This is a genomic window from Vibrio sp. A37, assembly GCF_059777565.1.
Window position 1 is genome coordinate 93449 of record NZ_JBLNLI010000009.1, and the last position, 25712, is coordinate 119160.

Sequence of the window (25712 nt, forward strand, 5' to 3'; positions counted from 1 at the left end):
TATAAGATTTAAGGTAGTCGCCGTGAGCAAGCAACAGAAAATATTATTTATTGACCGTGATGGGACGTTAATCGTTGAACCACCGATTGACTTTCAAGTTGATCGTTTAGACAAACTCAAATTTGAACCCTTCGTTATTCCAAGTCTTTTAGCGCTGCAAGATGCTGGCTATAAGCTTGTTATGGTGACCAACCAAGATGGACTTGGCACTGATAGCTATCCACAAGAAGATTTCGATGCGCCTCATCAGATGATGATGGATATATTTGAGTCTCAGGGCGTGAAGTTCGACGACGTGCTGATATGTCCTCACTTTGATGAAGATAACTGTTCGTGCAGAAAGCCAAAATTAGGGCTAGTAAAAGACTATTTGCAACAAGGGCTCATTGATTTTAAACACTCTGTTGTTATTGGCGACCGCGCTACAGACATGCAGCTTGCAGAGAATATGGCAATTCGAGGCATCCAGTACAATCCAGAAACTATGGGCTGGCAGAAGATCCTAAAAGACCTCACGGTTAAACAGCGTGTTGCACAAGTCTCAAGAAAAACCAAAGAAACCGACATCAATATTCGCGTCAATTTAGATTCTACGGGAGACAACCAAATCTCGACGGGAATGGGCTTTTTTGATCACATGCTGGATCAGATTGCGACTCATGGCGGATTTAACATGCAGGTTGAAGTTGACGGCGACTTGCACATCGACGATCACCACACCGTTGAAGATACGGCACTCGCACTAGGGCAAGCGATTAAAGAAGCATTGGGTGACAAACGTGGTATCGGAAGGTTTGGATTTAGTCTACCGATGGATGAATGCTTAGCACAGTGTGCATTGGATTTATCTGGCCGTCCGTATCTAAAGTTTGACGCTAAATTTAGTCGAGAAAGTGTCGGTGATTTGTCCACTGAGATGGTGGTGCACTTTTTCCGCTCTCTAACGGATACGTTAGCTTGTACATTGCACCTTTCTTCTAGCGGTGACAACGATCACCACATTATTGAAAGCCTATTTAAGTCGTTTGGTCGAACACTAAGACAAGCAATAAAAGTAGAAGGGAACGATCTGCCAAGTAGTAAAGGGGTGCTGTAATGGCGGAACAAAAAGTTGTCATTATTGACACCGGATGTGCGAACATTTCCTCGGTAAAGTTTGCCATTGAACGTTTGGGTTATCAGGTTTCTATCTCGAAGGAGCCAGAAGTGGTGTTGTCAGCAGACAAGCTATTTTTACCCGGTGTAGGCACGGCGAAAGAAGCGATGAACAACCTAGAGCAGCGTGACTTAGTCGAATTAATCAAGCAGGTTGAAAAACCGTTACTCGGTATCTGCTTGGGGATGCAGCTTTTAGGCAAACTGTCTGAAGAAAAGGGCTCAGTAGCGACAGAAACCGTCGATTGCTTGGGGATCAGTCAAGGTGAGATTCGCTTGTTAGACACAGGCGATCTACCCTTGCCACATATGGGCTGGAATACCGTTGAGGCAAAACAAGGCAATCCACTTTTTAACGGAATAGAAAAAGGCAATTACTTCTACTTTGTACACAGTTATGCGATGCCAGTAGGCGAAGATACCATTGCACAATGCCAATATGGACAGCCTTTTACGGCCGCATTGCAGAAAGACAACTTCTATGGTGTGCAATTCCATCCAGAGCGCTCAAGTAAAGCAGGCTCAAAACTCATCCAAAACTTCTTAGAGTTATAAGGCGAACATTTTGATCATTCCAGCATTAGATTTAATTGAAGGCCAAGTCGTTCGCCTATTTCAGGGAGACTATGGCAAAGTAACAGAATACAAGGTCGATCCGGCCGAGCAGTTTAAGCTTTACCATGACGCAGGCGCGAATTGGTTGCACCTCGTCGACTTAACAGGTGCTAAAGACACACAAGCTAGGCAGCTTGACTTGATCGCCAAATTGCTTGCTAGCACGCCAGCTAATATTCAAATTGGTGGTGGTGTTAGGAGCGAGCAAGATGTATCTGATCTGCTAAATGCAGGTGCTCAGCGTGTGGTTGTCGGCTCCACTGCCGTCAAAAACAGACCACTGGTTAAAGAGTGGATGAGTAAGTTTGGCCCAGAGGCCATTGTGCTGGCACTTGATATCAATATTGATGAAAACGGTGTCCGCAGTGTCGCTACCTCTGGTTGGCAAGAAAACTCAGGCGTTACTATCGAAGAGCTCATCGAAGACTATTTAACAGTAGGTTTAAAGCATGTGCTGTGCACAGACATTTCGCGCGATGGTACGTTAGCCGGCTCGAATGTTGAGCTTTATCAAGACCTTTGCAAACAATACCCGCAAGTGCAATTTCAATCTTCTGGTGGAATCGGTTCTCTGGCAGACATTGAAGCTTTAAAAGGTTCAGGCGTTGCAGGCGTTATCGTAGGTCGAGCGCTGCTTGATGGTAAGTTTACAGCTGAGGAGGCGTTCGAATGCTGGCAAAGCGAATAATTCCATGCCTTGATGTCCGAGATGGACAAGTGGTGAAAGGCGTTCAGTTCCGTAACCACGAAATTATCGGCGACATCGTTCCCTTAGCTCAGCGATACGCGGAAGAGGGTGCAGACGAGCTGGTCTTTTATGATATCACCGCATCTAGTGATGGTCGCGTGGTGGACAAAAGCTGGGTCGCGCGGGTTGCGGAAGTGATTGATATTCCATTTTGTGTAGCTGGTGGGATTAAATCTGCTGAAGATGCGGCACGTATATTACAGTTTGGTGCTGATAAAGTGTCTATCAATTCCCCAGCGCTGGCGAACCCAGAGTTGATTACTGAGCTTGCCGATAAGTTTGGTGTCCAGTGTATTGTCGTTGGCATAGATTCTTACTACGACAAGGAAACAGGTAAGTATCAAGTCTATCAATTTACCGGCGATGAAGAGCGTACTAAAGCCACTCAGTGGGAAACTGAAAACTGGGTGAAAGAAGTGCAAAAACGTGGTGCTGGAGAAATTGTACTCAATATGATGAACCAAGATGGTGTGCGTAATGGGTATGATATTGAACAGCTCAACATGGTGAGAAAAGTGTGTCGCGTTCCTTTAATTGCCTCGGGTGGTGCTGGTGCGATGGAGCACTTTGCCGAAGCCTATCAAAAAGCCAACGTTGATGGTGCATTAGCAGCGTCAGTATTCCACAAGCAAGTCATCAATATTGGCGACTTGAAGCAGTATCTAAGACAGCAAGACATTGAGGTTAGAGTATGAGTTTTACCCAATCCAGCAACGAACAACTCAGCGAAAGAATCGATTGGGAAAAAGTCGAAGGGCTTGTGCCTGCCATCGTACAAGACTTTGAATCTAGTCAAGTTCTTATGATGGGCTACATGAATCAAGACGCTCTGAGCAAGACAATCGACACCCAAATGGTGACATTCTTTTCCAGAACCAAACAACGTTTATGGACCAAAGGTGAAACCTCCGGAAATGTATTGAATCTAAAAAACATTTCGCTCGACTGTGATAACGATACGCTGCTAGTGAAAGTTTTGCCCGTTGGACCAACCTGCCACACAGGCACAAAGACTTGTTGGGACGCTGACCCACAAGAAGAGTCGCAAATGGTGTGGTTGAGTCAATTGGAAAAATTGCTTGCTGAGCGCAAAAACGCTGACCCAGAATCTTCTTATACGGCGAGCTTGTATGCTAGAGGTACAAAACGCATTTCACAAAAAGTGGGTGAAGAAGGGGTTGAGGTGGCATTAGCAGCAACCTCTGGTGATAAGCCTGAGCTAATTTGTGAATCGGCGGATCTTATTTACCACTTAATTGTGTTGCTCCAAGATCAAGGGCTTTCGCTAAGTGATGTGGTCAATAAGCTGAAAGAAAGGCATAAGTGATTCATACCAATTAGGAAAAGTTATAGGTCAGCGAAGCTTATTCACTTAGATCATATTTATACTTAGAACGGTATAAGATGACGTTCTTGATTCTTTAAAATGCAGTGAAAACTTAATCTAAGCCGTAAGGTGCGTATAATGCTCCTTACGGCTTTTATATTTAACCTGAACTCGAGATAATTTAAGCCTATCAGCACCGCTCTTTTAGCGCCTAACGTCGTTAAAATCAACGCAATAGACTCGCTATTGCTTATGATTTTGCCTAGTTATTCATCTAAAATATCGGCACTGATATCTTCATCTGACTAATCTATTGAATATTTGGATTTTATTGACTTTCTTATCCCGAGCTCAGGTTATTCAAATGAAAATAATAAGAAGGATCATATGGCAGGTCATAGTAAATGGGCGAACATTCGCCACCGCAAAGCGGCCCAAGATGCAAAACGTGGAAAGATTTTTACTAAATTAATCAGAGAAATCGTCGTAGCGGCAAAGGAGGGGGGCGGTGAGCCAGACAATAACCCTCGTCTGAGAGCTGCAATAGACAAAGCGTTATCCAACAACATGACGCGCGATACGGTAAATAGAGCCGTGAGCCGTGGTGCAGGTGGTGAAGGCGATGACAACATGGAAACCGTGGTCTACGAAGGTTATGGGCCTGCTGGTACGGCTGTGATGGTTGAGTGTTTAACCGACAATAGAAACCGCACAGTTTCTGGAGTTCGACACGCATTTTCTAAGTCAGGCGGTAATCTAGGAACTGACGGTAGTGTTAGCTACTTGTTTAGCAAAAAAGGCGTAATCTCTTACGCGCCGGGTCTAGATGAAGACGCAGTAATGGAAGTGGCGTTAGAATCTGGAGCGGACGATATCGAAACAGGTGAAGATGGCGTAATCGATGTGTATACCACCACCAATGATTTCGGTTCAGTAAAAGATGCGCTTGATGCTGCAGGATTTGACGCTTCAAATGCAGAAGTGACTCAAGTGCCTTCGACAAAAGCAGAATTGGACGCTGACTCAGCACCAAAACTGCTTCGTTTGATTGATGCGCTGGAAGAACTCGATGATGTTCAAGAGGTGTACCATAATGGTGATATCTCGCAAGAAGTTGCAGATTCACTGTAATAGGAAGCCAATTTAAATCATGTCCATTATTCTAGGAATCGACCCAGGCTCAAGAGTAACTGGCTATGGAGTAATACGCCAGCAAGGACGCCATTTACAGTATATGGGGAGTGGCTGTATTCGGATGGCTGAAGGTGATCTAGCGAGTAAGCTGAAACAAATCTATGCTGGAGTGACCGAAATCATTACTCAATTTCAGCCGGATGTGTTTGCCATTGAACAGGTGTTTATGTCCAAAAATGCTGACTCAGCGCTCAAGCTTGGGCAAGCCAGAGGCAGTGCGATTGTCGCTGCCGCCAACGCTGAACTACCGGTTTTTGAGTATGCTGCTCGCCTAATAAAGCAGGCTGTGGTTGGCACGGGTGGGGCAGACAAAGCGCAGGTTCAACATATGGTACAGCACATGCTTGGCTTATCGAGTAAGCCTCAGTCAGATGCTGCCGACGCTTTGGGTGTCGCAATATGCCATGCGAACACGAACAAAACACTAGTGGCGTTAGCAGGTAAAGCACAAGGTGCTAAAAAAGGTCGTTACCGATAGATCCAAACAATCCTAACTTTATGTACCCAAACTCTCTCACGTCTTGAGATTGTTTGGGTATAAGTGTATAAGGTTGCTCATACCTAAGCAGTTAGCGGGTAGGGTTATTTTTCTAAGGAGAACTCTTTAGAAAGATGGTGAGCTAAGTATTTGAACATATTGAATGCAGCTGTCGTTTTTGCAGTTGGTAGGCCACTTTCATCTAAAAAGTATTCCCCATTAAATATCAGGACTTCGTCTTTTTCTTCTACCGATTCAGCGCGCATGCCCTCGATATAGTCTTTATGGTCTTGAATTAATTGGTTTGCAATTAATAGCAGATCAAAAGAAGAAATAACTTGCTTATTTTTCATTAATATACCTTACTAAAGCGACAAAGCTTAGAAGTCTATCGAGATAGATCTGAAGCGAACACATTTAAAATAATGTGATACAGAACATGATTTTGTCGTTTATAGTAGTCAAATTAGAGGTCTGAAGTCTAGTATTTGCCGCTTTCTATCCATGTAACGAAAGTTTGAGTGATAGGGTAAAAGTGAGAATTAAGTTTTCGCCTAGTTGTCATACGGTTGAAATTAATTTTTCAAAAAGAGATTGATCTTCTGGATTTCAGGCTCGATATTAAGAAAGAAGTAATATATTGGTACGTTGTGCGGGAAAGGCCGCACAGTGATGAAAGGCGTTTAAATCAATTATGGGTAAATCACTCGTTATCGTGGAGTCTCCTGCAAAGGCAAAAACGATAAATAAATATCTTGGTAAAGACTTTATTGTAAAGTCTAGTGTTGGACACGTACGTGATCTTCCAACAGCAGGCCAAAGTACTGGTAAAAAAGCTGCAGCAGTCTCTACTAAAGGCTTGAGCCCAGAAGAAAAAGCTCGCCTTAAAAAAGAAAAAGATCGTAAATCACTTATCAAGAAAATGGGTATCGACCCTTATCATGGCTGGGAAGCGAATTATCAAATTTTACCCGGTAAAGAAAAAGTTGTAGCCGAGCTGCAAAAGCTGGCAAAAGACGCCGACAGCGTTTATCTCGCAACCGATTTGGACCGCGAGGGAGAAGCAATCGCGTGGCATCTTCGTGAAATTATTGGCGGAGATGAAGAGCGTTATAAACGTGTAGTATTTAATGAAATTACAAAGAACGCTATCCAACAAGCCTTTGAATCACCGGGTGATTTAAACATGGATGGTGTAAATGCCCAGCAAGCTCGTCGCTTCATGGACAGGGTTGTGGGCTTTATGGTTTCACCACTGCTTTGGAAAAAAGTGGCACGTGGTTTGTCTGCTGGACGGGTACAGTCAGTTGCTGTGAAGTTGTTAGTTGAGCGCGAACGTGAGATCAATGCGTTTATTCCTGAAGAATTCTGGGATATTCACGCCGATACGAAAACTAGTGATAAGACCGATTTCCGTTTACAAGTCGCGCAAAAAGATGGTGCGGCATTTAAGCCTTCGAACAAAGAAGAAGTTGACAGTTCTCTTGCCGTACTTAAGCAAGCCGCTTATGAAGTATGCAAGCGCGAAGATAGGCCAACTTCGAGTAAACCTTCTGCTCCTTATATCACCTCTACCTTGCAGCAAGCGGCAAGTACCCGTCTAGGTTATGGCGTTAAAAAGACCATGATGCTTGCTCAGCGGCTTTATGAAGCGGGTTACATCACTTACATGCGTACTGACTCAACAAACTTGAGCTCAGAAGCAGTTGATGCGGTTCGTAGCTACATTACCTCTGAATATGGTGATGCTTACCTTCCTGCCAAAGCGAACGTTTATGGAAGCAAGGAAGGGGCGCAAGAAGCTCACGAAGCGATTCGTCCTTCTAGTGTTGAAGTGAAGGCTGAAGATTTACAAAGCATGGACCCAGATGCGCACAAGCTTTATTCATTAATTTGGAATCAGTTTGTTGCATGTCAGATGACCCCGGCTAAATATGATTCGACTACTGTCAGCGTTAAGGCTGCAGAATACACCTTGAAAGCAAAAGGTCGTATCCTTAAATTTGACGGTTGGACAAGAGTTCAGCGCCCTCTAGGCAAAAACGAAGACCAAATCCTTCCAGCGGTTCAAATTGGCGACAAACTCGATTTAATTACGCTTGACCCTAAACAGCACTTTACTAAGCCGCCAGCTCGATACACTGAAGCTGCTTTGGTGAAAGAGCTTGAGAAGAAAGGTATTGGCCGTCCTTCAACGTACGCATCAATCATCTCTACGATTCAAGACCGTGGTTATGTACGTGTTGAACAGCGTCGCTTCTATGCTGAAAAAATGGGTGAAATTGTTACCGACAGGCTTGATGATAGCTTCAACGACCTGATGAACTACGACTTCACCGCGCGCATGGAACAAAAACTTGACCAAATCGCCGAAGGTGAGCGTGGTTGGACCGCTGTGTTAGACAGTTTCTTCTCAGACTTTAGTGGCGATCTTGAGAAAGCCGAGCAAGATGAAACCGAAGGTGGTATGAAGCCGAATCATATTGTGATGACGGACATTGAGTGCCCGACTTGTTCTCGACCAATGGGTATTAGAACTGCATCAACGGGTGTTTTCTTGGGGTGTTCTGGTTACGCACTGCCTCCAAAAGAGCGTTGTAAGACAACCATCAACCTTGGTGACGAAGAAGGCATCGTTAACGTCCTTGAAGAAGATGTTGAAACAGCGGCACTTCGAGCGAAGAAGCGTTGCCCGATTTGCGAAACTGCCATGGATGCTTATCTCATCGATGACAAGCGTAAGATGCATGTTTGTGGTAACAACCCGAACTGCGATGGCTATATCGTTGAACACGGCGAATTCAAGGTTAAAGGTTACGATGGACCTGTCGTAGAGTGCGACAAATGTGGCTCAGACATGGTGCTTAAGAATGGTCGATTTGGTAAGTATATGGACTGTACCAGTGAAGACTGTAAAAACACCCGCAAGATTCTCAAAAACGGTGAAGTTGCGCCGCCAAAAGAAGACCCTGTGCACTTCCCAGAGTTACCGTGTGAGAACTCCGATGCTTACTTTGTATTGCGTGATGGAGCTTCTGGCTTGTTTATGTCAGCCAGTAACTTCCCGAAATCGCGTGAAACACGAGCGCCTAAAGTTTCTGAATTAGCAGAGTTTAAGGAACGGTTACCAGCTAAGTTTACTCATTTAGCGGAAGCTCCTCAGGAAGACCCTGATGGACGTCCAACGGTAGTGCGCTTTAGCCGTAAATCCAAAGAAAACTATGTTCGTTCAGAGATAGATGGGAAGCCTTCAGGTTGGACTGCATTGTTCATTGATGGAAAGTGGGAAATAACAGACAAGCGGAAAAAGCCTAAAAAATAACTCTGCTTGTATTTGAACTGCAAGATTACCATCGCATTATAGCGTGAGAAAAATATATATTTGAAGCCACTACTCAATGAGGGTGGCTTTTTTATTGAAACAGAAAAATCAAATATATTCTCAATAATATAGTGGCAGTCGGGTATATCGATTTTCAGGTTTATTACAACAGTATTAAAAACTGTAAAAAGTTCGCATTTAGTGTAAATACGTTAAAAATCACCATGATTTATCATGACTTTTTAGCAACTTATCTATTCTATTTATAGAATTCTAGCCTATTTACCTATTGACAAATTACGGTCAATACGAATCTCAGAATTAGTCAAATTTAGTGTCATTTTTCGCGAGACAACTATGCAATATCGCGTTATTGTATTGGTGGCATGTGATGAATCATGCATATTGTGCAAGGTTCGGTATAAAAATAGCGACAATATAACCAAATTATTGGAAGTATTTTCGAACAATAAATCATGCTTATAACAAGAAATAAAATCGAACTTTAGATCAGACTTTGTCAATTGGGTATGGGCTTAGTTGACTTTTAACAATGTCGACAGTTGGTAAACATAAAGTTCAGTAAGTTGAAAAGGATAAATGATTCTACGCAACAGAATCATTTGTAGATATAAAAAAGAACATGGAGATAAAAAATGGCTGGTGTATTAGGAATGATTCTTGCCGGGGGCGAGGGTTCACGTTTAAGACCTTTAACTGAATCTCGTAGCAAACCTTCGGTACCGTTTGGCGGGAGTTATCGTCTTATCGATTTTGCATTAAACAACTTCGTTAATGCTGATCTTATGAGAATTTATGTACTTACACAGTTCAAGTCGCAATCACTTTTCTATCATTTGAAGCAAGGTTGGAACATAAACGGCATCACAGATCAGTTTATCGATCCAATCCCAGCACAGATGAGAACAGGCAAACGTTGGTATGAAGGTACAGCAGATGCCATATACCAAAACCTTCGGTTCATGGAGCTATCAGAGCCAGATCACGTATGTATTTTTGGTTCAGACCATATCTATAAAATGGACATCAAGCAGTTCATCGACTTCCACAAAGAGAAAGAGGCATCTCTAACAGTCTCTGCACTGAGAGTTCCAATTGCAGAAGCGACTGAGTTTGGTGTTATAGAGGTTGATACGGAAGGTCGTATGGTTGGTTTTGAAGAGAAGCCCGCACAACCGAAGTCAATTCCTGGCGATCCAGAGCATGCTCTTGTATCAATGGGCAACTATGTGTTTGAAGCTAAAACATTATTTGCTGAGTTGATTGAAGATGCCGATAAGGAAGGTTCTAGCCACGATTTTGGCAAAGATATCATCCCAAATATGTTCCCTCGCGGAGATGTATTTGTTTATGATTTCAGTACCAACAGAATCACCGGAGAAAAAGAAGAAGTATATTGGCGTGATGTTGGTACTATCGACGCGTATTGGCAAGCCCATATGGATCTTCTGAAAAAAGACGCTCCTTTCTCTCTATACAATCGCAAATGGCCACTTCACACATATCACCCACCACTTCCACCCGCAACTTTCAGCGACTGTTCAAACGGTCGAGTACAGATTATTGATAGCCTAGTATGCAATGGCAGCTACGTTCGCGGTGCTCGTATAGAAAAGTCTGTCCTTGGCTTCCGTAGTAACGTTGCTTCATCTTGTGACATTAGCGAGAGTATTTTGCTTGGTGATGTTAAAGTCGGAGAGGGGTGCGTGTTACGCAGAGTCATCATCGATAAAGGTGCAGATATTGCTCCTGGTACACAGCTTGGCGTTAATTTACAAGAAGATAAAAAGCTATATCATGTATCAGATGATGGCATTGTAGTAATTCCAAAAGGAGCAAGAGTTGGCTACTAAGAGTTTATCTATTCTATTTGTAGCGTCTGAGGCAGAAGGGTTAATCAAGAGTGGAGGCTTGGCCGACGTGGCTAAAGCCTTACCCGAAGCTCTTCTGAATCTCGATCAAGATGTACGTTTGTGTATTCCTGCATATCGAAAAGTTTCAAATATAAACGAGTCACCTGTTTTGTTGGAGACTCGTCTCGATATGTGGCCCCATACCGAATATAAAGTTCGTGAGCTTCATGTTGCAGGGGTTCCTGTTTATGCAATTGATTGCCCGCAATATTTCGATCGCGATGAAATGTATGCGGAAAATAATCAAGCTTATGCTGACAATGGTGAACGTTTTGCATTTTTCAGTGCGGCTTGCTTGGACATGTTGCGTAAGCTTTCTTACAAGCCAGATGTTATTCATGCAAACGACTGGCATACAGGCTTGGTACCATACCTGCTCAAAAATCGCTATCGTTACGATACGTTCTACTCAAGTATTAAAAGTGTTCTCACCATTCATAACGCTGTATTTAAGGGTGTTTTTAGTTACGAAGAGCTCCATTGCTTGTTGGAGTTTCATTCCCGATTTGTCCCAGAAGCGGCCATCAGTTCAACGCATGTGACTATGCTCAAAGCAGGAGTGATGTCTGCAGACAAGATCAATGCTGTCAGTCCAAGTTACGCGGAAGAGCTTAAAACTGAGCTCGGTGGGCATGGGATGCATAAAGAGTTTAAAACTCGTGAGAAAGACTTAGTAGGCATATTGAATGGTTGTGACTACTCTTCTTGGAATCCGGAAACCGATGAATTCTTGCCACAACACTATTCTTCTGAAGTGAAGAGTATGAAGCTAGGCAAAAAACTAGCAAAAGCGACGTTACAAGATGAAGTTGGATTAAAGAGACGCGACGTTGCTATGTATGGCATGGTTTGCCGTTTGACGAGCCAGAAGGGTATTCACTATTTATTGCCGATACTCGATAAGTTTTTATCCCATGATGTGCAGTTGGTTATCGTTGGTACTGGTGACCCGATTTTAGCTAGCCAACTGAAAGAACTTTCCGCATTGCACGGAGAGAAATTTATTTTTATCGAAGCTTACAGCAACCGTTTAGCACACCTGGTTGAAGCAGGCTCGGATTTCTTCTTGATGCCATCTGAGTTTGAGCCTTGTGGGTTGAATCAAATCTACAGTATGGCCTATGGTACGTTACCAATTGTCCGTGGTGTGGGTGGATTAAAAGATAGTGTAACCGACTATTACCAAGATCGCGAAGCGGCAACTGGGTTTGTTTTCTATGAACCAACCCCTGTTGATTTACTTTTGACCCTTTTGAACTCTTTGTTGTTGTATACGCAAAATCCACAAGAGATGGAAAGGTTGCAGTCTTATGCAATGAAGCAAGATTTCTGTTGGAAAAATGCTGCGCAAGAGTACTTGGATTTATATCTTAGTGCATAGCAGATAGCAGATAGCAGATAGCAGATAGCAGATAGCAGGATGCAATTTATTAAGGCGCTTTTTGGCGCCTTTTTCTACATCTAGACTTCAATTGACTGCCCGCAATTCCAGCAAATAGCAAACTGTCCTTCGTTTTGCTCGTCACAGTGAGGGCATTTCCAATCCACTACATTACCTTGGGTTAGTCTAGATTGGTACTCTTTGATAATACTCGTGGCTTTGTCTTGGTGAAAAGGGTTGAGCAACCAGACATATGGCTCAGTATCTTCACCAAAAGGTAATTCACCTTGCAAGCCAAATAAACTTTCCCCTCTGACTTCACAGTCGACTCGCTCAGACTTTAAAAGCTCACAAACAAGGTGAGCTTCCGTAGGGTTTTTTGCCGTATAGAGCTTCATTAAGCACTGCCATTTTGTGTATTTGGTCCTAATTTAATTTTGGTCATGATCCACTTGGCTATAAACGGGAACAAGCCCAGTAACGCAAATGAACCAAGCACGATAGGAGATACTATGCCAGAAAGGCTATCGATTTGAGATAGCTGAGTCCCCGCATTTAGATATACCGCCGTGCCTGGTAGCATTCCAAGTTGACTGACTAGATAGAAGCGTAGAGTGCTTATAGGTGTTAATCCCATTAATAAATTAATAAGAAAGAAAGGGAATACAGGGATAAGTCTTAGAGAGAATAGGTAGAACGATCCATCTCTTTCAACGCCTTTGTTAATTGCGGATAACTTTTCACCAAACTTGCTTTGTACCCAATCACGAAGGAGATAGCGACTGCTTAGAAACGCCAGTGTTGCTCCAATAGTACTGGCAAAAGAGACCAAAATTAAGCTGTTCCAAAAGCCAAACAGGGCTGCCGCTAAAAGAGTAACGACTGCTGCGCCAGGAATAGAAAAAGCTGTGATAGCAACGTAAGCGAGGAAGTAAATCACTACGGCCGTAACAAAGTTATCGGAAATATATTGGTTAAGTAACTCTTGTTGAGCTTTTGCATTTTCTATGGTTAAGTACTGACCAAAATTGATACCAAGAAAAATAATCAGCAGGACTAAGATTGTTCCGATGATGAGCTTTTTATTCATTTGATTCTCCAGCAGCTACATAACTCTGTCTTTAAGAAGACAATTTGGCATTATCTGAGTATATAGACAGGAGCATAAAAAAATAAATTTCACCCATGTACAAAAAAACCGACATAAAGTCGGCTTTTTTATACTGAAGCTGAGGTTAAATTAACCGGCTTTGTAACTCTTCTTTCCTAGCTTGAGGAATGACGGACCAGTGCTTGCCTTGAATCGCTCCCTCTAAAGCCCACAGAAGCTCTAAACTCACATCAGTTGAATGAGTTTGTTTGATAGCTTTAAAAGCTTCAACAGAGCCTTTTTGCTCAAGTGCTTCCACAGATTCTATTCCTGCTCTTTTCAGCATTCTTTCGGTTGCTAGCCGAAGGTTAGGTAAGTCTTTTAACCTTGTCGGTTTGCCAACCGATTGAGAGACTTTCTCCTTCTGAGCAGAAAACCAAGCTTCTTTGGCACATTCAAAAGTTTGCTGTGGGTCTTTGTCCCAGTTATCCGGAAGAGCGAAGTACTTAGTGACTACAGGTAGCCCCTTTTTAGTGTATACGTAGGGTTCATATCCACGTGTTTTAAAGCTTTTCAATGCTTTATCATCAGCACGTATATGAAGTTTATCATTGGCGATAAGAGCGAACATTGTGTCATCAACAAATATTCCATAGCCACCGAACATAGAGCGAGATTTGATTCGTCCTAATGGCTCAAAGAGCTTCATTGAATCTTTTAAAATTGGTTTATCCATATCAACTAATCCCGAGCTTAGAGGATACGCACACGAAGGCATGCGATGAGTTTGAGACGTAGATGAACTACTATGCAGAAAGGTTGAATAAAAACTTTGGTTTATATTGCATAACGATCATCGGTAACCCCGCTACCTATTCTAAAAAGACTTAGGCCGGAAGCTTTGCGTCCCACTCTCTCAAGTGGTTTGCCTTGTGCGTATCATTATTAAGTCATTTAATAATAATTCAGATTTTGCGGAAAGGTTCACTTTTCTTGATATGAAACGTGATCTTGCTTCAGAGGGTGATTGTAAATAAATGCGAATGGATTTTAGGTTAAAATATGCGCTGAATTAAAATTCAGCGCATAAATACGATACATTCTGCCTATATATTTGGCTTATTTTCTGATATCTCTAACAGTATCGCGCTCGACTATCTCAGGTTGCATCTCGAACACGCGTTTTTCGTGTTTTTTATCTTTGATTCGTTCTAAAAGTATTTCGAACGCGTTTTTACCGACACGACGTTTAGGTTGGTGGATGGTTGTGAGTGGCGGAGAAAAGTATTCAGCTAGCTCAATATTGTCGTAGCCAATCACAGATATATCATCAGGAATGCGTATACCTTTTTGCTGAAGTCGGCTCATTAATCCCAGAGCCATGGTGTCATTGAAACAAAATACCGCCGTTGGCTTTTTGTCCATGACTGCAATCTTGTCTGCGGCAAGAACAGCGGTATCACACTCAAAGTTACCTTCTAAAATCCAATCATTGTTTACTGGGATATTTTCTTCGTTTAGAGCTCTGGTATAACCTCGGATGCGTTCTTGGCAGGCGGCCTTTTCTAGTTGGCCACTCAAGCAAGCGATATCTCTGTGACCTCTGTCCAACAGGTAGCGGGTAGCTAAATAGCCACCTTCTTCAGAATTATCGATAATTTTATCTGCTTGAGAACTTTCAGGTCCCCAGTCCATAATCACTTTAGGGATATCGGGGTGGCTATCAAGCATTTCCAACAGCTCTTCGGTGAGATCTGAGCACATAACCAGCATGCCATCGACTCGCTTTTCCGCAAGCATACGTATGTAATCTTTCTGCTTTTCGTAGATCCCGCCAGTGTTACATAAAATCAGAGTATACCCTTGTCGGTAACAATAGCTTTCGACACCATCAATGACTTCAGAAAAAAACAAATTAGTAGATTGAGTAACCAGCATACCAATTGTCCGGGTAGTGTTGCACTTTAGGCTCCGTGCTACAGCACTAGGAGCGTAGTTTAGTTCCTTGACCGCTTGCATCACTTTTTCTTGGGTCGCTTCGGCAACAAAACGAGTCTTATTGATAACGTGTGAAACGGTTGTCGTCGATACACCGGCTAAGCGTGCAACATCTTTAATGGTGGCCATAACGTGCTGTCCTGTTAGTTACTACCTACCTCAGCTCCAGAAGTAGGCAGAAAATTTAGTTGTAAAATGTTCTAAATAAGGCCTGCCTAACTCACTTTTTCAGAAAGTTTGGCAGGCCCTACTAGGGTGTGTTGACCTTTCGAGGTTAAATTTTGTTCAATTTTAAGGCTTTTAATCGATTGCGTTGTTATTTTGTAGTGATTTAGCGCTATTGGGCGAACAAAAACCTACCTTACTAACATAATGTGGTTATTTTGTCACGAATTTCGCCCTACAGTGTCGGGTGAAGCAAGGTATTCGCAGTCTAATTCTAGAAAAGAAACTAACAGGCGAGTAAACGCTGCATAAAAGCCAAAATTGTCTTTTGCGTTTACTTGCTCTCGAAAATCATACATCCAAGAGAGTAGATAGCTGCGGATAAAGGTTTCTTGTTCTTTTAAAGCATTTTCAAGGTGTGGGAGCTGCTCGAGTTCATTTGATCGGATAATGAGGTTTCCTAAAAAGTCCAATATGTTAGAAATATGATCGGCGGGCTCATTTTGAATTTGGTCGAGAGTAATATTGTGCGATTGCATTATCTTGACGATTTCCTGTGCGGAAATCTTGTTCGCAGGATTGGCCATATTACGATAACTTGAAGCGCAGGCAGAAATTGCGCGTTTGTCTGAACTTAAAAAAAGATCATCAAAATCTGACGATAGCTGAATTTGTGGGTCATCCATTAGAACTATTTTGTCGATGCAGTGCAACAGGTCATCACTGGGCTCAGTAAGGACTGGGACATCACCTAACCCTTCAATAAATGTTCTGATCTGTGAGCTTCGATATTGCTCTAACTCTGCGTCAGATAGTTCTTTAATGAATATGCTCGAAATCCACCAATATATTTCTGCGCGTTTATCGTTAAATGCTTTTAAGTCGATCATGCTTGCGTAAATGTTCCGTTCATGCTTTTAGTGTAATCAATAAATGGGAATCTGCTCGCAAATTGATGTATTCTTATGTGTGCGGTGAGGGGAAATACAGTTGTTCGACAATAAAGGAGAAGCGTTGAGCCCACTCTAAAAGCAGGCTCACGAGATTATTGTTCTTGAGTATTCTGGTTGGAAGAGCCAGCAAGATCTTTAGAAACCCAGTCACGCATTGATTGCCAAATTAAACCTAGGCGTTCATGCCAATAGATTTCAGTTTGTTCAAGGTACTTGGCCTTTGGCGTATATTTATCCCAAGGTTGAGAGATATTTTTATGTGCTAGGAAGTTGGTTGGAGCTGGGAGAGGATTCAATCCCACGGAATGAAATTCGTTTAGAGCCCTTGTCATATGACTTGCGGAAGTGACTAACACTAGCCGCTTCTGTTTGACGAAAGCCGCGGCTTGACGTGCTTCTTCCCAAGTGTCCTGAGCCGTTTCAAGCAAGATGATATCGGATTTTGGAACACCCAACGCAAGCGCCACTTTTGCCATCATTCGAGCGTTGCTTACTTCTGAACCGGCCGCATAACCGGACAAAATCAATTTTGAACCAGGATACATACGCATGATGCGTATACCTTCTGCAAGACGCATTAGTCCAGTTCTACTTAGTTCCGAAGTGGGTGGGATTTGATCATCAACTACGTGACCGCTCCCTAGTACCATGACATAGTCAACAGATTCGTCGACAGGGAAAAAAGCCCCATGTTGTCTTTCTAATGGCATTAAAAGGCGGCTTGAAACAGGTTGGAAAGAAATTAAAAAGATACCTGTTAGGGAAAATAAAACAATTAAGCAACCAGTTTTACGTCTGGTAGTAAACATAATTAGCATTAGGCCTAAAAAGCCAAGAATTAGCATGGCAGGCAAAGGCATTAGCATTGAAGAAATTAATTTTTTCAGCACAAACATTCTCAAATAGTCCGAAAAATCATCAGTTGATTACAAAAAAGAAATAAACCTTCTTTATTCCTACCGTTCATATGACAGAATAGCAGCACGATTAGCTATCATAACGTACCGACTGTGACTCAAGACCGCAATTTCGACGATATTGCCCACAAATTTGCAAAAAATATATACGGATCAGATAAAGGAGAGATCCGTCAACACATTGTTTGGCAAGATCTTCTCAGTATTTTAGATGTATTGGAAGCCCCAAAAAAATCTCTGCATGTGCTTGATGCAGGGGGAGGGCTGGCGCAGATGTCGCAAAAGCTTGCTAAACTCGGACACGAGATTACACTATGCGATCTATCATCTGAGATGTTGCAGTTGGCAAAAAAAGATATTGAAAAGTGTGGGCTCCTAGATTCCTACCGCTTTGTCCATGCTCCGGTTCAATCCATTTCAGAGCACCTAGAACAACCTGTCGATTTACTGATGTTTCATGCCGTCATGGAGTGGCTTGCAGAGCCAAAGTCTGCACTGAGCACAGTTTTACAACAAGTCAGGCCAGGTGGGGTCGCTTCTGTTATGTTCTATAACCATCATGGATTAATATATAAAAATGTCACCTGTGGAAACATTCCTCACATATTAGAGGGAATGCCTCATAGAAAGAGATTTAAGCTGCAACCACAGAAAGGACTCTTACCAGAAGACGTCTATCAATGGATAGAGGAACAAGGATTCGAGATTTGTGGCAAATCAGGGATTCGCTGTTTTAGCGATTACATAGGGAATATGGAATACATGGGTGACTATCAATTCGAAGACGTACTAGCGCTCGAACAACAATTGTGTAGAAAAGAGCCCTACTTATCCTTGGGCCGATACATACATGTATGGGCTAGGAAGAAAGAACAATAGGAATAAGGATGAGCGAAGAGACTCAGCACGTTGCCGAGCAGCCGATTGAAGAACTTGTCGGCTGGATACAGCAGCATGATTTCTCCTTACACCTCTCAACTGAACGACTTGCATTTCTCATTGCTTTAGCGGTACTGAGCAACGAGAGATTTGATGAAGAGATGGGTGAAGGAGAGTTGCACGATGCATTTATTTTCGTGACCAAAATGTTTGAACAAACAGGGGAAGCGACTGCATTTCGTGCCAACAACGCCATTAATGAAATGGTTTCTCAACGACTGTTAAGTCGATTTACTAGTGAAGTTACTGATGGTGCAAGCATTTATCGCTTGTCGCCGCTTGCTATTGGCATTACCGATTATTATGTACGCCATCGAGAGTTCTCAAAACTGAAGCTCTCTATCCAACTTGCCATCGTTGCGGATGAAATGGCAAAAGCCATAGAGGCAGCCCAGAAGGGCGGCACAGCAGGGCATTGGAAGAAAAATGTTTATGGCGTACTTAAGTACTCAGTAAGCGAGATATTTGACCAAATTGATCTCAACCAGCGTGTTATGGATGAGCAACAGCAACTTGTTAAAGAACAAATTGCAGAGCTACTGAATAAAGACTGGCGAGAAGCGATTAATAACTGTGAAGCTTTGTTAACCGAGACTTCAACCACATTAAAAGAGTTGCAAGATACACTGCAAGCAGCGGGTGATAATCTGCAGACTCAGCTTTTAGATATTCAAGAAATTATCTATGGAAATGAAGAGCTAGAGTTTATTGCTGAAACCTTGTATTCACTTCAAATGAAACTCGATCGCATTACAAGCTGGGGCCAGCAAGCGATCGATTTGTGGATTGGTTACGACAGGCATGTTCACAAATTTATCCGTACCGCGATAGATATGGATAAGAACCGTGCATTTAGTTCTCGTCTTCGTCAGTCGGTACAAGAGTACTTTGATTCACCTTGGTACCTAACGTATGCTGATGCGGAAAGACTGACCGATATGAGAGATGAAGCGTTAGTTCTGCGTGATGATGAAGTCACAGGCCAAGTGCCTCTTGATGTGGAATACGAAGAATTCCAACAAGTAAACGATGAGCTTTCTGAGCGAATTGGTGAAATGTTGCAAAGCCATAAAGAACGTTCCGCGCCAATCGATCTCGGTTCGGTATTGCGCGATTACTTGTCATCTCACCCACAAGCCCACCATTTTGATTTAGCCCGTATCGTTATCGACCAAGCGGTTCGCTTGGGGTATTCCGAGTCTGATTATCAAGCGATTCAACCTGATTGGCAGGCAATTAACGAATATGGCGCAAAGGTACAAGCGAATGTCATTGACCGATACTAATAACGAATACATGCCTGACAATCTGGTTAAGGCAATATCAAATCCTCTTTTTCCTGCGTTAGACAGTATGCTGCGAGCAGGAAGACATATTTCGAGCGAAGATCTCGACAACCATACCTTGCTAACAGATTTTGAGTCGGAATTAGCCCAATTTTACAAACGCTACAACACCGAGTTAGTGAAAGCTCCAGAGGGCTTTTTCTATCTTCGCCCACGCTCAACATCGTTGATTGGCAGAAGTGTTCTGTCGGAGCTGGATATGCTAGTCGGTAAGGTTTTATGTTTTCTTTATCTAAGTCCAGAGAGGCTTGCCCACGAAGGCATTTTTACCAACCAAGAGCTATACGATGAGCTATTGCAGCTCGCTGATGAGAAGAAACTGATGCGATTGGTGACAAACCGAGCTACTGGGTCCGATCTGGACCGTGAGAAATTATTCGAGAAGGTTCGCACCTCACTGAGACGCCTAAGACGCCTCGGTATGACTATCAATATTGGTGAAACGGGTAAGTTTCGTATTAGTGAAGCGGTTTTCCGCTTTGGAGCTGATGTGCGCACCGGTGACGACGCTCGTGAGGCACAATTACGCTTGATTCGTGATGGTGAAGCAGTGGTACATGACTCTAAGCCGGATCAAGCTAGCCTGTTGGAAGATGAAGAGCTAGTAGACAATGAGAATAATTCTGAGTTAGAAGGTGAAGTATGATTGAGAGAGGTAAATATCAATCTCTTACGATGATCAACTGGAATGGCTTTTTTGCCCGTACTTTTGATATCGATAACTTAGTGACCACACTATCGGGTGGTAACGGAGCGGGTAAATCGACCACAATGGCGGCCTTCATTACCGCACTTATACCCGATCAAAGCTTACTTCACTTTCGCAATACGACTGAAGCCGGTAGTTCGCAGGCTTCAAGAGATAAAGGCCTGTTTGGTAAGCTCCAACCCGGTGCCTGTTATGCGGCGTTAGATGTCGTTAACTCAAAAAAACAAAGAGTAATTTTTGCCGTTAAGCTGCAACAAGTCGCTGGCCGCGATAAGAAAGTGGATATCAAGCCATTTATTATTCAAGGCTTGCCAAGCGATATAAAGCCCACCGATGTTTTAATCGAAAATGTCTCCGATAATCATGCTCGTGTGCGACAAATTAATGAAGTCAAAGATAAAGTTGGTGAAATAGAAGGCGTCTATTTCAAAACCTTCAACTCTATCGTTGACTATCACGCGCAGATGTTTGAACTCGGCGTAGTGCCAAAGAAATTACGTAATAGCAGCGACCGCTCAAAGTTCTATCGACTCATTGAAGCTTCGTTATATGGTGGTATTTCTAGTGCGATTACACGCTCGCTGCGTGACTACCTTCTACCGCAAAATGGTGGAGTGAAGAAAGCATTCCAAGATATGGAATCCGCACTTCGTGAAAACCGCATGACGTTGGCTGCGATTCAAACCACGCAAGCTGACCGTGATTTGTTCAAGCACTTGATCACTGAATCGACAAACTATGTTGCGGCTGACTACATGCGCCACGCCAATGAGCGTCGTAAAAAGTTAGAGCAAACACTGTCACTTCGCAGTGAGCTGCAAAAATCCAACTCAACGCTTGTTGAGCAGACAAATCTACTCAATAAAATTAAGCAAGATTTAGAAATCTTAGCCGAGCAAGAGTCGTCACTTGAGCAAGATTTGCAAGCTTCGAGTGACCACTTGCAACTTGTTCAGACCGCTATTCGTCAGCAAGAAAAAATTGAACGTTACCAAGAAGATTTAGAAGAGCTTGGTGAGCGCCTTGAAGAGCAAGTGATGATTGTTGAAGAGGCGCAAGAAAGGTTGTTGATGGCTGAAGAGCAGTCTACTTTTGCTGAAGAAGAAGTGGACAGTCTAAAAACACAATTAGCCGACTATCAGCAAGCCTTGGATGTGCAGCAAACTCGTGCATTGCAATATCAGCAAGCAGTCCAAGCCTTAGAAAAAGCTAAGGATGTATTGGGAGATGAGAGTGTTAGTGCTGAAACTGCTACTTCTTTGCTCTCTGAACTGAAGCAAAATGAAAGCGAGCAAACTAGTCACTTACTTTCGCTAAAGCACAAGCTCGATATTTCATCAGCAACGGCAAAACAGTTCGACAAAGCGTTTAGCTTGGTTAAAAAAGTCGATGATTCAGTTGAACGAAAAGATGCTGCCCAGTTTGCTAAACTGTCCATCGAACAGCTGCGTGAAGCTAGCGTAATCGTGCAAAACGAACAGCAGTGGCGCTCTCAATGCCGAGATATGGAGCGTTCGCTGGCACAAAAGGCTCAAGCTGAAACGTTAGCAAAAGAATTCCAACAAAAAAGCAATGTGTTGATTGCCGATGAACTTGCATTAGAACAGGAGCAAGAACGGCACAATGCCATTATCGACGAAGTAGAACTCACGCTTGAAGAATTGCGTGAAAAACGCAGTGAGCAGAAACGTTTAGATAGTGATTGTGACAGTGAAATCAAGCAACTTGAAGCCAGCGCTCCAGCTTGGATTGTTGCTAATGATGCGCTAGCTAAACTGCAAGAGCAAACGTCTGCGGACTTATATGATAGCCAAGCGGTAATGACACAAATGCAGTCGGTGCTTGAGCAAGAACGTACGCTGACTGTTGAAAAAGAAAAGCTCGCCATTAAGCGCAACGAAGTAGAGCAAGAAATTGAGCAGATCGCATCGCCCGGAGGCTCAAACGATCCGAGGCTAAAAGGGTTAGCGGATATTTTAGGCGGTGTTTTACTATCGGAAATCTATGACGATATTACCCTTGAAGATGCACCTTACTTCAGTGCGATTTATGGTCCGGCACGTCATGCGATAGTCGTTTCCGACTTGGAAGGCATTCAAGAAAAACTCACGGGCTTAGACGATTGTCCAGATGATTTATATATCATCGAAGGTGATGTTGACGCGTTCGACGACAGTACCATGATGGTAGATGAACTCGATGGTGCTGTGTGCGTTCAGCTTAATGACAGACAAGTCCGTTATTCTCGTTTCCCGAAAATACCTTTGTTTGGCCGGGCGGCTCGTGAGCAGCGTTTAGAAAACCTGCGTGAATCCAGAGAAGAAGTCGTTGAGCAGCACGCGAAAGCTGCGTTTGATAGCCAGAAGCTGCAACGATTGTTCCAAAGCTTTAATGATTTTGTTGCCAAGCATTTACAGGTTGTCTTTCAAGATGATCCAGAGAAAGCATTGCAAGCTGTTCGTGAGAAGAAGAATCAAATCACGCGCGCTTTATCTGAAATTGAAGCTCAAGAGCAGCAACATCGAAGCAGGTTGAATGAAAGCAGATCAGCATTATCATTGATAGCAAAGCTGTCGCCAAACTTAGCTTTGCTTTCAGACGACTCTCTACAAGAGCGGCATGATGAACTCCATAGCAAATTACAAAGTTTGTTAGAACAGAAAGCATTCGTTAGTCAGCATGGTAAAACTCTGAAAGAACTTTCAGGTATTGTGAATGCGCTTGAGGCCGATCCAGAGCAATTTGAAACTCTAGAAAGTGAGTATCAAAGCGCAGATACAAGTCTACAAGCACTAAAAGCCCAAATATTTGCTCTGTCTGACTTATCGGAGAGAAAACAACATTTCAGCTATTCAGACTCCGTTGACATGCTCAACCAAAGTAGTGAGCTCAGTGACAACCTTAAGCGTAAATTGGTCGATGCAGAACGAACGAAAATTCGTTCACGCGATGAAGTGAAACAAGCGCGAAGCCAAGTCAGTCAGTACAACCAGTTGATGGCTTCTTTAAAAAGCTCTTACCAAGCGAAACAAGAAACGGTGCAAGAGTTTCGTACCGAAATGAGCGAACTAGGCGTCGTGGCTGACGAAGGTGCTTTGGTACAAGCACAGCATCGCCGCAATGAATTGCAAGAGCAGCTGCAAGGTGCTCGAAATCGCAAGAGTGAATTCGAACGCACGACCACTTCGACTGAGCTAGAAATGAAGAGCTTACTCAAGCGAGCGAAAGCGGCTAAGAAGGAGTATATCGAGCTTCGCACTTTTGTTGTTGCTGCCAAAGCTGGCTGGTGCTCTGTACTGAAGCTGGCGAGACAAAACGATGTAGAAAGCAAGCTAAACAGACGCGAGCTTATTTACTTGTCCGCTGAAGAGCTACGTTCGATGTCGGATAAATCTCTGGGTGCACTGCGTTTAGCGGTTGCTGATAACGAAAACCTGCGTGACGCACTGAGATTGTCAGAAGACAACGCGAGGCCAGAGCGTAAGGTATTGTTCTACATTGCAGTGTATCAACATCTACGCGAGCGTATTCGTCACGATATTATTCAAACGGCGGATCCTGTTGAAGCTATTGAAGAGATGGAAGTGGAACTTGCGAGGCTCACTGAAGAGTTGACTCAGCGTGAAAACCGCCTTGCAATCAGCTCTGCATCGGTTGCGACCATCATTACCAAAACCATTCAGCGTGAGCAAAACCGAATTCGACTGCTCAACCAAGGTCTGTCGAATATTGCTTTTGGTCAGGTAAAAGGTGTTCGCTTAAACGTGAAAACTCGTGATAGCCATTCCGTGTTATTGCGTGGGCTGTCTGAGCATCAATCGCAGCATAAAGACCTATTTGAAAGCTCTAGGCTCACCTTTTCAGAAGCGATGGCGAAACTATTCCAGCGAGTGAATCCACATATCGACTTAGGCCAACGTTCTCCGCAAATATTTGGCGAAGAGTTATTGGACTACCGCAACTACTTGGAATTGAGCGTTGAGGTTAACCGTGGCTCTGATGGTTGGCTACAAGCCGAATCTGGCGCACTTTCAACGGGTGAAGCGATAGGTACTGGTCAGTCAATTTTGTTGATGGTCGTTCAAAGTTGGGAAGAAGAAGCACGCCGCTTGCGCAGCAAAGAGATCATCCCATGTCGATTGCTGTTCCTAGATGAGGCTGCACGATTGGATGCGAAATCTATCTCGACACTATTTGAATTGTGTGAACGCTTAGACATGCAACTTCTAATCGCAGCCCCTGAAAACATTAGCCCCGAAAAAGGCACCACCTACAAGCTGGTACGTAAAGTGTTTAAAGACCACGAACACGTGCATGTGGTTGGCCTTCGAGGATTTGGTCAGGCCAAGCAAAGTGATCAGGAAGAAGAGCTAGCAGAAGAAGTGTAAACTGTTCTTACTACTAAGCCCCAAGTACTGAAATACTTGGGGCTTTTTGTCTCTATTGCAAAGGAAAGTCTAAACGATTAGTGACGACAGGTTTCAAGACGCTCCAAACTGCCTTGCAGCATATTTTACTCTCTCAGCAGGCTTAGGGTACTCAAGTGACACACCCATAGACTCTATATGATGAAGCCTTGGTAGTAGGCCAGCACCGTTGGCAATCTGAATCGCCAATCCCGGGCGAGCATTGAGCTCTAGCACCATTGGTCCTTCTTCTTTATCCAACACCATGTCTGTGCCCATGTAACCGAGGCCAGTCATCTCCCATGCGCCAGCTGCAAGAGTAAGTAGCTTTTCCCAATGTGGAACAGTTAAAGTGAGCAGATCTTTGCCAGTGTCAGGGTGTTGTTCGATGGGTTTATCGTATTGGACGGCACGGATGGCTTTGCCAGTGGCGATATCTAAGCCTACTCCGACTGCTCCTTGGTGCAAGTTTGCTTTGCCATCCGATGCCGCTGTTGAACAGCGCATCATTGCCATAACGGGATAGCCCTTAAACACAATGATGCGAATATCCGGTACACCCTCGTAGCTAAAACCTTCAAAGCAATCATCAAATTTAATCAGGTTTTCTACTACGGCTACATCGTTTTTTCCGCCCAAGGAAAATAGACCCGCTAAAGCATTCGATAAGTGGCGTTCTACATCTTCTTTACCAATGACTTCACCAGATGGTTTTGTGTAACGGCCATCTTCATGAGACAAGATGACCAAAATACCTTTTCCGCCACTGCCATGAGCTGGTTTGATGACAAAGCCGGGCCAGTCTTTGATCATCTTGTGAATGCCTTTGACTTCTGCTTGATGGCTAATCACGCCGATTAATTTTGGAACGGTACATCCAGCTTGCTCAGCGAGGAGCTTCGTTTTTAATTTGTCATCAACCATCGGAAACTTAGAGCGGTCATTATATTGCCCGATATAGTGGTTGTTCCTTTGATTCATGCCCAGTATGCCTTTATGACGGAGTTTACTGGGTGATGTAAAACAAGATAACAT

General features: G+C 43.3%; 22 protein-coding genes and 1 riboswitch. Of the genes, 14 read left to right on the forward strand and 8 right to left on the reverse strand.

The features are described from left to right. The first annotated feature begins 22 nt into the window (after positions 1-22). From hisB to ruvC, 7 genes are all read left to right on the forward strand, one after another. Positions 23-1096: a bifunctional histidinol-phosphatase/imidazoleglycerol-phosphate dehydratase HisB gene (hisB, locus tag ACM2FC_RS15940; protein ID WP_498481953.1), complete on the forward strand. Its 1074-nt coding sequence runs from the start codon at positions 23-25 to the stop codon at positions 1094-1096. Next, positions 1096-1710, forward strand: a complete 615-nt coding sequence (gene hisH, locus ACM2FC_RS15945) for an imidazole glycerol phosphate synthase subunit HisH (protein WP_498481954.1) — start codon at positions 1096-1098, stop codon at positions 1708-1710. Before hisB ends, hisH begins: the two co-directional genes overlap by 1 nt. Before the next feature lie 10 nt (positions 1711-1720). Next, positions 1721-2458, forward strand: a complete 738-nt coding sequence (hisA, locus tag ACM2FC_RS15950) for a 1-(5-phosphoribosyl)-5-[(5-phosphoribosylamino)methylideneamino]imidazole-4-carboxamide isomerase (RefSeq protein WP_498481955.1) — start codon at positions 1721-1723, stop codon at positions 2456-2458. Further along, complete coding sequence (hisF, locus tag ACM2FC_RS15955) at positions 2440-3213, forward strand: imidazole glycerol phosphate synthase subunit HisF (RefSeq protein WP_498481956.1); 774 nt, start codon at positions 2440-2442, stop codon at positions 3211-3213. Before hisA ends, hisF begins: the two co-directional genes overlap by 19 nt. Beyond that, the gene (hisIE, locus tag ACM2FC_RS15960) at positions 3210-3845 is read left to right on the forward strand and encodes a bifunctional phosphoribosyl-AMP cyclohydrolase/phosphoribosyl-ATP diphosphatase HisIE (RefSeq protein ID WP_498481957.1); all 636 of its coding nucleotides are present in this window, start codon (positions 3210-3212) and stop codon (positions 3843-3845) included. Before hisF ends, hisIE begins: the two co-directional genes overlap by 4 nt. Before the next feature lie 387 nt (positions 3846-4232). Next, a complete protein-coding gene (locus ACM2FC_RS15965; protein ID WP_498481958.1) occupies positions 4233-4976 on the forward strand; it encodes a YebC/PmpR family DNA-binding transcriptional regulator in 744 nt (247 codons plus the stop codon). A 19-nt stretch (positions 4977-4995) separates the two neighbouring features. Further along, on the forward strand, positions 4996-5517 hold the full coding sequence (gene ruvC / locus ACM2FC_RS15970; RefSeq protein ID WP_498481959.1) for a crossover junction endodeoxyribonuclease RuvC: 522 nt from the start codon (positions 4996-4998) through the stop codon (positions 5515-5517). Between the two features lie 104 nt (positions 5518-5621). Here the strand turns inward: ruvC and ACM2FC_RS15975 are convergent, their stop codons facing one another. Then, complete coding sequence (locus ACM2FC_RS15975) at positions 5622-5870, reverse strand: YciN family protein (RefSeq protein ID WP_498481960.1); 249 nt, start codon at positions 5868-5870, stop codon at positions 5622-5624. 341 nt (positions 5871-6211) lie between these two features. Between ACM2FC_RS15975 and topA the strand changes: the two genes are divergently transcribed. The 3 genes from topA to glgA all read left to right on the forward strand — a co-directional run bounded on the left by topA (position 6212) and on the right by glgA (position 12154). Further along, a complete protein-coding gene (topA, locus tag ACM2FC_RS15980) occupies positions 6212-8839 on the forward strand; it encodes a type I DNA topoisomerase (protein ID WP_498481961.1) in 2628 nt (875 codons plus the stop codon). Between the two features lie 656 nt (positions 8840-9495). Further along, positions 9496-10713, forward strand: coding sequence for a glucose-1-phosphate adenylyltransferase (glgC, locus tag ACM2FC_RS15985; protein WP_498481962.1), 1218 nt, complete (start codon positions 9496-9498; stop codon positions 10711-10713). Continuing rightward, positions 10703-12154, forward strand: coding sequence for a glycogen synthase GlgA (glgA, locus tag ACM2FC_RS15990; protein WP_498481963.1), 1452 nt, complete (start codon positions 10703-10705; stop codon positions 12152-12154). Before glgC ends, glgA begins: the two co-directional genes overlap by 11 nt. Positions 12155-12234: 80 nt before the next feature. Here the strand turns inward: glgA and ACM2FC_RS15995 are convergent, their stop codons facing one another. The 6 genes from ACM2FC_RS15995 to elyC all read right to left on the reverse strand — a co-directional run bounded on the left by ACM2FC_RS15995 (position 12235) and on the right by elyC (position 17256). Continuing rightward, entirely contained in the window at positions 12235-12552 is a 318-nt protein-coding gene (locus ACM2FC_RS15995) for a DUF7577 domain-containing protein (protein ID WP_498481964.1), read from the reverse strand. After that, on the reverse strand, positions 12552-13244 hold the full coding sequence (locus tag ACM2FC_RS16000; protein ID WP_498481965.1) for a TVP38/TMEM64 family protein: 693 nt from the start codon (positions 13242-13244) through the stop codon (positions 12552-12554). Before ACM2FC_RS16000 ends, ACM2FC_RS15995 begins: the two co-directional genes overlap by 1 nt. A gap of 145 nt (positions 13245-13389) precedes the next feature. Further along, a complete protein-coding gene (locus ACM2FC_RS16005) occupies positions 13390-13980 on the reverse strand; it encodes a TfoX/Sxy family DNA transformation protein (RefSeq protein ID WP_498481966.1) in 591 nt (196 codons plus the stop codon). Between the two features lie 119 nt (positions 13981-14099). Continuing rightward, positions 14100-14184, reverse strand: a riboswitch (cyclic di-GMP riboswitch). Between the two features lie 179 nt (positions 14185-14363). After that, positions 14364-15371: an HTH-type transcriptional repressor PurR gene (gene purR / locus ACM2FC_RS16010; RefSeq protein WP_498481967.1), complete on the reverse strand. Its 1008-nt coding sequence runs from the start codon at positions 15369-15371 to the stop codon at positions 14364-14366. Positions 15372-15628: 257 nt separating this feature from the next. Next, positions 15629-16297 carry a molecular chaperone TorD gene (gene torD / locus ACM2FC_RS16015; RefSeq protein WP_498481968.1) on the reverse strand — a complete coding sequence of 223 codons (669 nt, stop codon included), beginning with the start codon at positions 16295-16297 and terminating at the stop codon, positions 15629-15631. A 155-nt stretch (positions 16298-16452) separates the two neighbouring features. After that, positions 16453-17256, reverse strand: a complete 804-nt coding sequence (gene elyC / locus ACM2FC_RS16020) for an envelope biogenesis factor ElyC (protein WP_498481969.1) — start codon at positions 17254-17256, stop codon at positions 16453-16455. 114 nt (positions 17257-17370) lie between these two features. Here elyC and cmoM point away from each other — a divergent pair, with 114 nt between their 5' ends. The 4 genes from cmoM to mukB are packed head-to-tail and all read left to right on the forward strand — an operon-like array spanning position 17371 to position 24659. Then, positions 17371-18156 carry a tRNA uridine 5-oxyacetic acid(34) methyltransferase CmoM gene (gene cmoM, locus ACM2FC_RS16025; protein ID WP_498481970.1) on the forward strand — a complete coding sequence of 262 codons (786 nt, stop codon included), beginning with the start codon at positions 17371-17373 and terminating at the stop codon, positions 18154-18156. Between the two features lie 8 nt (positions 18157-18164). Further along, the gene (gene mukF, locus ACM2FC_RS16030) at positions 18165-19502 is read left to right on the forward strand and encodes a chromosome partition protein MukF (RefSeq protein ID WP_498481971.1); all 1338 of its coding nucleotides are present in this window, start codon (positions 18165-18167) and stop codon (positions 19500-19502) included. After that, the gene (gene mukE, locus ACM2FC_RS16035; protein WP_498481972.1) at positions 19483-20208 is read left to right on the forward strand and encodes a chromosome partition protein MukE; all 726 of its coding nucleotides are present in this window, start codon (positions 19483-19485) and stop codon (positions 20206-20208) included. The genes mukF and mukE overlap by 20 nt, the downstream gene beginning before the upstream one ends. Beyond that, positions 20205-24659: a chromosome partition protein MukB gene (gene mukB / locus ACM2FC_RS16040; RefSeq protein ID WP_498481973.1), complete on the forward strand. Its 4455-nt coding sequence runs from the start codon at positions 20205-20207 to the stop codon at positions 24657-24659. Before mukE ends, mukB begins: the two co-directional genes overlap by 4 nt. A 93-nt stretch (positions 24660-24752) precedes the next feature. Here the strand turns inward: mukB and ACM2FC_RS16045 are convergent, their stop codons facing one another. Continuing rightward, positions 24753-25712: an alpha-L-glutamate ligase-like protein gene (locus ACM2FC_RS16045; protein WP_498481974.1), complete on the reverse strand. Its 960-nt coding sequence runs from the start codon at positions 25710-25712 to the stop codon at positions 24753-24755.

Excerpts from the sequence above, each read along its gene's own strand:
- hisH (WP_498481954.1), top strand. The coding sequence starts at position 1,096 with ATGGCGGAACAAAAAGTTGTCATTATTGACACCGGATGTGCGAACATT.
- hisF (WP_498481956.1), top strand. The coding sequence starts at position 2,440 with ATGCTGGCAAAGCGAATAATTCCATGCCTTGATGTCCGAGATGGACAA.
- hisIE (WP_498481957.1), top strand. The coding sequence starts at position 3,210 with ATGAGTTTTACCCAATCCAGCAACGAACAACTCAGCGAAAGAATCGAT.
- ACM2FC_RS15965 (WP_498481958.1), top strand. The coding sequence starts at position 4,233 with ATGGCAGGTCATAGTAAATGGGCGAACATTCGCCACCGCAAAGCGGCC.
- ruvC (WP_498481959.1), top strand. The coding sequence starts at position 4,996 with ATGTCCATTATTCTAGGAATCGACCCAGGCTCAAGAGTAACTGGCTAT.
- ACM2FC_RS15975 (WP_498481960.1), bottom strand. The coding sequence starts at position 5,870 with ATGAAAAATAAGCAAGTTATTTCTTCTTTTGATCTGCTATTAATTGCA.
- topA (WP_498481961.1), top strand. The coding sequence starts at position 6,212 with ATGGGTAAATCACTCGTTATCGTGGAGTCTCCTGCAAAGGCAAAAACG.
- glgC (WP_498481962.1), top strand. The coding sequence starts at position 9,496 with ATGGCTGGTGTATTAGGAATGATTCTTGCCGGGGGCGAGGGTTCACGT.
- ACM2FC_RS15995 (WP_498481964.1), bottom strand. The coding sequence starts at position 12,552 with ATGAAGCTCTATACGGCAAAAAACCCTACGGAAGCTCACCTTGTTTGT.
- ACM2FC_RS16000 (WP_498481965.1), bottom strand. The coding sequence starts at position 13,244 with ATGAATAAAAAGCTCATCATCGGAACAATCTTAGTCCTGCTGATTATT.
- ACM2FC_RS16005 (WP_498481966.1), bottom strand. The coding sequence starts at position 13,980 with ATGGATAAACCAATTTTAAAAGATTCAATGAAGCTCTTTGAGCCATTA.
- purR (WP_498481967.1), bottom strand. The coding sequence starts at position 15,371 with ATGGCCACCATTAAAGATGTTGCACGCTTAGCCGGTGTATCGACGACA.
- torD (WP_498481968.1), bottom strand. The coding sequence starts at position 16,297 with ATGATCGACTTAAAAGCATTTAACGATAAACGCGCAGAAATATATTGG.
- elyC (WP_498481969.1), bottom strand. The coding sequence starts at position 17,256 with ATGTTTGTGCTGAAAAAATTAATTTCTTCAATGCTAATGCCTTTGCCT.
- mukF (WP_498481971.1), top strand. The coding sequence starts at position 18,165 with ATGAGCGAAGAGACTCAGCACGTTGCCGAGCAGCCGATTGAAGAACTT.
- mukE (WP_498481972.1), top strand. The coding sequence starts at position 19,483 with ATGTCATTGACCGATACTAATAACGAATACATGCCTGACAATCTGGTT.
- mukB (WP_498481973.1), top strand. The coding sequence starts at position 20,205 with ATGATTGAGAGAGGTAAATATCAATCTCTTACGATGATCAACTGGAAT.
- ACM2FC_RS16045 (WP_498481974.1), bottom strand. The coding sequence starts at position 25,712 with ATGTTATCTTGTTTTACATCACCCAGTAAACTCCGTCATAAAGGCATA.